Here is a 6,470-nt window from a genome sequence, read left to right as displayed (position 1 = left end):
GGCGAGGAAAGCTGCTCGCCCCCGATCCGCGTCAGCCTGCCAGCAACGCAGAACCCGACTTCTTCAACAGAATAGGGGCGCGAAGCGGACGCCCCGAATGCACTCGACTTCGTCCCCGAACAGAGCATTGCTGTGCATGTGAATAGCGGCCGGCCGAACCGGCTGCTGCCCTGACCGGCGTGATCGGCAGGGCACTGGGTGGTGGGGCAGCAATTGGGCTGCCTCGATCAGGAGACCACCCATGACGAGTACCACGAAAGCGAAGCGAAATCGTCGGATGGCGAGGGAGCCGAAGGCCGAAGCAGCCTCGAACGCGAACAATGCGGCCGCGCAACCTGAGCCGGCCCAGGAGCAGGCGAACGCCGACGCCTCCAAAAAGCCGAACAAGACAGAAGCGGTGCTTGCGCTCCTCAAGCGGACTCAGGGCACCACGCTCGATGAGCTGGTTGAGGCGACCGGCTGGCTACCCCATACCACGCGAGCGGCGCTCACCGGGCTGAAGAAGAAGGGCCACTCGATTGAGCGAACGAAAGTTGACGGTGTGAGCCGATACGCGCTCGCGGAGCTTGCCTCGCAATGAGCCGCCTCGACGATGAACTGAATGCGCTGGCGAGCCTCTCCCCGGCCCAGCTGAGGGAGAAGTGGAGCGGAATGGAAGGGGCTGCCCCCCCTTCCGTTCCCCCCGCTTTGCTGCGACGCCTCTTGGCGCAGCGCCTGCAGGAGCGCCGCCACGGCACCTTGCCCGCGCTGGTCGCGCGCGAACTTGCCCGGATTGCATTGGAAGGGCCTGAGGCTGCTCCTCCGCGCCGCAACGTTGAACTTTCACCCGGAACCCGACTTTTGCGCGAATGGAAGGGCCAGACCATTACGGTCGAGGTTCTGGAAAGGGGCTTCCAGTATGCTGACCGGACCTGGCGCTCACTCAGCGAGATAGCCCGCCACGTGACCGGCGCGCACTGGTCCGGACCGCGCTTCTTCGGACTGACCGCCCATGGCTGACAAGCTGCTCCGCTGCGCGGTCTACACCCGCAAGTCCACCGAGGATGGCCTCGAGCAGGAGTTCAACTCGCTCGATGCGCAATACGAGGCCTGTACGGCCTACGCGCTTAGTCAGCGCCATGAGGGATGGGTGCTGGTCAAGGATCGCTATGACGACGGCGGGTTCTCGGGCGGCAACATGGAGCGGCCAGGACTGAAGCGCCTTCTGGCAGATGTAGAGGCCGGCAGCGTCGACATCATCCTGCTCTACAAGATCGATCGCCTGACCCGCAGCCTCACGGACTTCGCAAAAATCGTCGAAGTGCTCGATAAAGCGGGAGCGAGCTTCGTCAGCATCACCCAGAGTTTCAACACGACCACAAGCATGGGCCGGCTTACGCTCAACATGCTCTTGAGCTTCGCGCAGTTCGAGCGCGAGGTCACCGGCGAGCGCATCCGGGACAAGATTGCGGCATCGAAGAAGAAGGGCCTCTGGATGGGCGGCCCGGTGCCGCTTGGATACGAAGTGCGCGAGCGCAAGCTTGTGGTGAAGGAGGACGAGGCCGAGCAGGTCCGCCACATCATGCGCCGCTATCTGGCCTTGAGCTCGGTCCCCGCTCTAGCCGAAGAGCTGCACCGCGACGGCTACCGTACCAAGGTCCAGAGGCGGAACAGCGGTCCGCATAAGGGCGGCTGCATCTACCGACGGGGAACGCTCTATCACCTGCTGTCGAACCGCATTTACCGCGGGTTCATCGTTCACAAGGGCGAGGCCTATCCCGGCCAGCACGAATTGATCGTCGAGGAGAAGCTCTGGGAGGACGTGCAGTCGCTGCGTGCCGCCAATGCATCGGGCTCGTCGCGCCGGCTGAAACAGCAGCACCCCAGCCTCCTCGTCGGCAAGCTCGTAGATGGCGAGGGCCGCGACATGACTCCGAGCCACGCGACTAAGTCGCGCAGGCGCTATCGCTACTACGTCACTCGTCCCGACCAAGTCGACGGCACCCGGGCGTGGCGGGTCTCGGCTCATGACCTTGAGCAGCTGGTCTGCTCAAGCATCGCCGAGAGGCTGCTCGATCGTCAGTTCATCCTCGAATTCACAGCCTCGCAGACGCTCAATGCCGAACAGCTGCAGAAGGCGGCCGGCGAGGCCGAGCTGATGGCGGCCACCCTCCGCAGCGGCAGTGCGTGTGCAAGAGCCGAGTTGCTCGACACCTTCGTCCGGCAGGTTCGCCTGCACGAGGAAAGAATCGAGACGGAGCTGGAAGTCGGAGGCCTTCGCGAGCGGCTCGGATTTAGGGTCAGCTCTAGCACTGCGAAGCCACTCGTCATCACGACTCCCGCTGTCCGCGTCCGGCGAGGCCACCAGCTTCGTCTCATCATTCCTGGGCCGGAACACGCGAGGCCGAAGCCGGCGCGCCGCGACGATAAGCTGGTCGCTCTTCTCGCCGAGGCCCAATTCGCTAGGCAGCTTGTTCTCGAGTCACCCGAAAGATCCATCGCGAGCATCGCGCACGAGCACGGACGATGCCGCACCAGGCTGGGCAAGCTGGTCGCACTCGCTTGTCTCGCTCCCGACATCGTCACGGCGATCGTCGAGGGTAAGCAGCCCGAGCATCTCACCGCTTCGCGGTTGATGAGCCAGCCTATCCCGCTGTCCTGGACCGAGCAACGGCGCGAGCTGCGGCTCGCCTGAGCTTCACCATTTGCAGTCAGAATATTCCGGCCTGAGACGGCCGGCGAGAAGCGCCCATATTCCACGCATGGGCAGCGCGTCTCTGACTGCGCCTTCTCGATCCAGGATACGCAAAGGCCGCAGAACTGCGTCATTCTCTGCGCAAGCTCAGCGGCTTTCCAGATCCTTACAGATCACTCAGGACTGAGTGGTGCTCTTGAGAAGATTCGAACTTTGTGACAATTCCGGCCCAACTTTCGTCGTTTCGTTATCAGGCCGGATAATGTGTGATCAGTTTGAGCGCAGGGCTCCACCCCGCCGCTCCGCCGACGAGCTCCCCTATCGGCCAGAAGGCCGAGTTGGCCGGTCAAATTTTCAGAAAGAAAATCGTTCTTTTACAAGAACTTAAGGACTGGGTGGTGCGCGTCGCAGTCCTAAGCGAACCAGTCTCTATCCCCTTTTCGAGCAATTCCGCGGGTTTCGGCTACCGGCCAACCCATCCTCGTGCCACCTCCGTCTCGAAAATCGACGCTTCGTCCGACGCTTGGCGCCATGCTCCCGGTTGTGATGCACCTGCGAGGCATTTGCCCTATCCGGGAACGCAACTGGAAAGTAACTGGGTAGGAACTGGAACGGTACCGGAGACCAACCGGGCTGCACCGGTCTCTCTGGGACCGAGGGCTGCTTGGGTGGATACTTTACTTTTCTTGCAATGACTGAGTTTGCTTCTGGGATTGACTTGGGGCGCAAGGATCGTCTATCAGAGCAACACAACCCCACCTTAGCCTGCAGGTAGCGGCAGGCCTCAGTTGGAGTGTGGGTTGTGCCCAAGCATCTACAAACTACGACGGCTTTGAAGCCGGCTCGCGGCGACATTCGCCTGAAGCTCGAATACGTCCCTGTCGACAATATCATTGTCCCGGAGCGCGTTCTGCGCCCGCACAAGCGACGCCAGATCAAGCAGATTGCCCGAAGCATCACGGAACACGGCTTCCTGGTGCCCTTGATCGTGCGCAAGGACAAGACACTGGTGACTGGCCATGCGAGGCTCGCTGCCGCCAAGTGGTTAGGGCTGCGAGAGGTACCCGTAATCCCGGCCGAGCATTTGAGCGATGCTGAGCTCAGACTGTTCGCTATCGCTGACAACAAGCTCGCCGAAGGCGTCGAATGGGACACACGCGCGCTCGCGATCGAGTTCGAAGAGATCGCGATCCTCGAGCCGAACATCGATCTGGATCGGAGCGCATTCAGCATTACGGAACGCGACATCATCATCGGGCAAAAGCTCGATGATGATCTCGGTGATCTTGACGACACCAGCGCTGCTGAAAACGAGCCCGTCACGGGGCCAGCAACGGCACGCTTGGGCGAAGTCTACCTGCTCGGGCGGCACACTGTCGTGTGCGGGGATGCAACCGACCTGGCGATCATCGCGAAGGCGGTAGGAGATCGCAAGGTTCGCACCGTTGCAAGCGACGTGCCTTTCAACGTGAAGATTGACGGCCACGTCTCAGGGACCAGGCGCCACTCGGAGTTCGCTATGGCTTCGGGCGAGATGACCAAGCCGCAGTTCACCAACTTTCTCGCAAGCGGCATTCGGGCCTTTCAGCCACATCTGTTGGACGGAGCAGTGCTTTACCTGTTCATGGACTGGCGGCACATCGCTGAGCTGATCGCGGCATCCGAAGAGACGGACCTGGCGTTCCTGAACCTTCTGGTATGGGCAAAGACCAACGCGGGTCTCGGAAGCTTTTATCGTTCCGCACATGAGTTGATCGGCGTCTTCAAGCACGGCAGCGGACCTCACCTCAACAACGTCGAACTCGGTCGGCACGGACGCTACCGCACCAATGTCCTCAACTATCCCGGGGTCAATACGTTCGGGCGTGGACGCAACAAGGCGCTCAAGCTTCACCCAACTGTGAAACCGACAGCTTTGATGGCCGACCTGATCTTGGACTCGAGCGCCGAGGGCGACCTCATCCTGGACCCATTCGGTGGATCGGGCACCACACTCATCGCGGCGGAGCGCACCGGGCGCTCTGCATGTCTTGTCGAAATCGATCCGCGTTACGTGGACGTCATCATCAGGCGGTACGAGGATGCCACCGGCGTAGTTGCTGTTCTGGCTGAGACGGGTGAGCCATTCGCCGAACTCGCTCACCGACGCGGCGAAGGAGAGGCGTGATGGCGCGGGCGAACTCAGGGGTTGGGCGGGGCAATGGTCCTGGATCACGGCGGACCTGGTTCAAGGCCGGCATGCCGTCGGCCAATTCGGCCGGCCGTCCCAGGAAGCCCAAGCGTGAACCGGATGCTTCGCTACGCGATGCGGCGTTGAAGGCGCTTCTGGAGGATATCTTCGTCAATGTGAACGGCGTCAGGCGTAGGGAACCCCGGGTCACGGCGATGATCAAGTCGCTCCTGGCGGACTTCGGCAAGGCGGAGCTAAGGGAGAAGCTTGCCATCCTTAAGTACCTCGGCACGCTCGTTCCGGAGACCAACGCGTCCAGCGCGCACGATCGCCGCCTTGATAGCGAGGGGCTAAATAAACTCGTTAAACGGCTCGCAGAAGAACACGAGCGCAGCCAGGAGCTTGAACGGGAGTTCGGAGGACGTTCGGCCTATCGGTAGGACAAAGCGGCAGCAGAAAACGTCGTTGTAACCGCCCGCGCCGTTATCGGAACACTGGCGGGCTCCCCAAAAGCTGCATCTCGACTTCGCCGCCGTTCTCGCGCTTGAGTAGGCGCGAAAGGACGCCTGCCCCATGCTCGACAAGAAGCACGTCCGCGACCTGGTTGGCCAGCTCGGCACGGCCGGGGCGATGCTACTCGAAGATCGGCACCTTGAGCTTGTCACACCGCCGCGCGACCTGGCCGCCGCTGCCGCCACCGCCGCGACGCTGGCGACGCTGGGTGCCGAGCTGACGGCTTTGGGAGCCGCGGCGGGGGTGCTGGTGAACCAGGCGGAGAAGCAAGAGGGCCAGGCGAGCTAAACAAGCGGCGAGGGGCTGCAGTGCGGGCCTAGCGGGCGCGGTCAATCACCCAGCCCACAAGGTCGCAACCCGCGGCCCGGCGCGCGATCTCAGCGCCCACCATGATCTGCAACCGGCGCCCGCCGGCAATCTCGGGTTCGCGCAGCTGGCCTTGCGGCGAGTGGCACACCAACAGGAGCCGTTCCTCGCCCGCGCGGGCACCGAGGCGGCGGGCATAGTCGTCCACCACGGCCTGGTCCGCCTTGGACTTGACCTGGACCAGCATGCGCTCACCGGTGAACGGTTGTTCGACCACCAGGTCCACATCCTTCATCGTGCCCCCGATCGCCGAAATCCGCCGCCAGCCGCTGCGGGTGAGGATCAGCTCGACCAGCAACTCGAAATCGGCCCAGCTCAGCCGCGCGATTGCCGCAGCAAGATGTCTTTCGAGCCGCTGCCGCGCTTCTCCCATTTGAACGAGCAGGGGATCGACCTGCGCGTTGATCATCCGCAGGCAGTAGTCGGCTTGGGCAACCCGGCAGATGGTGCGGCGGTAGCCGGCCAGCTGGGTCAGGCTCGTGCTCAGGCGTTCAAGATCGAGCGGTTTGTCGTCAAGATCATGGTCGTGCCAGCCGTCGAGGGTCTCGCGGTAGCGAGTCCCATGCGCCACGCCCGAGCCGCCGATCCAGTGCACCTCAGGCTTGGCGAAGGCCCACCACAGCCGCCCGCGGGCAAAGGTGATCCACAGCACGTGGGGGTCGGCATCGTAGAAGGCGCGGGTCTCGTTGAGGTAGCCCGTTGCGGTTGCCGGGCGCAGGCCTTGCGAAAGATAGTGCTGGCGCACTC

At 62.8% G+C, this 6,470-nt stretch carries 7 protein-coding genes; 6 read left to right on the top strand and 1 reads right to left on the bottom strand.

Features of this window, described 5'->3' with window-relative positions; translation table 11 throughout:
* The first annotated feature begins 241 nt into the window (after positions 1-241).
* The 6 genes from N0B51_RS14655 (at position 242) to N0B51_RS14630 (ending at position 5,645) form a co-directional block, all read left to right on the top strand.
* Positions 242-580: a DUF3489 domain-containing protein gene (locus N0B51_RS14655; protein ID WP_259963339.1), complete on the top strand. Its 339-nt coding sequence runs from the start codon at positions 242-244 to the stop codon at positions 578-580.
* Complete coding sequence (locus N0B51_RS14650) at positions 577-999, top strand: DUF2924 domain-containing protein (RefSeq protein ID WP_259963338.1); 423 nt, start codon at positions 577-579, stop codon at positions 997-999. Before N0B51_RS14655 ends, N0B51_RS14650 begins: the two co-directional genes overlap by 4 nt.
* Complete coding sequence (locus tag N0B51_RS14645; RefSeq protein WP_259963337.1) at positions 992-2,674, top strand: recombinase family protein; 1,683 nt, start codon at positions 992-994, stop codon at positions 2,672-2,674. The genes N0B51_RS14650 and N0B51_RS14645 overlap by 8 nt, the downstream gene beginning before the upstream one ends.
* A gap of 802 nt (positions 2,675-3,476) precedes the next feature.
* Positions 3,477-4,841 (top strand): site-specific DNA-methyltransferase, encoded by a 1,365-nt coding sequence (locus N0B51_RS14640; protein ID WP_259963336.1) that lies wholly within the window; start codon positions 3,477-3,479, stop codon positions 4,839-4,841.
* A complete protein-coding gene (locus N0B51_RS14635) occupies positions 4,841-5,284 on the top strand; it encodes a hypothetical protein (protein WP_259963335.1) in 444 nt (147 codons plus the stop codon). Before N0B51_RS14640 ends, N0B51_RS14635 begins: the two co-directional genes overlap by 1 nt.
* Positions 5,285-5,417: 133 nt before the next feature.
* Positions 5,418-5,645 (top strand): hypothetical protein, encoded by a 228-nt coding sequence (locus N0B51_RS14630; RefSeq protein WP_259963334.1) that lies wholly within the window; start codon positions 5,418-5,420, stop codon positions 5,643-5,645.
* 28 nt (positions 5,646-5,673) lie between these two features.
* On the opposite strand, the gene N0B51_RS14625 is transcribed toward N0B51_RS14630, so the two are convergent.
* Positions 5,674-6,470 (bottom strand): restriction endonuclease (locus tag N0B51_RS14625; RefSeq protein WP_259963333.1); only part of this gene is annotated, 797 nt, incomplete at its 5' end.

The sequence above is a fragment of the Tsuneonella litorea genome, from assembly GCF_025154015.1.
Lineage (GTDB): Bacteria > Pseudomonadota > Alphaproteobacteria > Sphingomonadales > Sphingomonadaceae > Tsuneonella > Tsuneonella litorea.
Note: the sequence above shows the minus strand (reverse complement) of the source record. Positions and strands in the feature narration are given on the sequence as shown.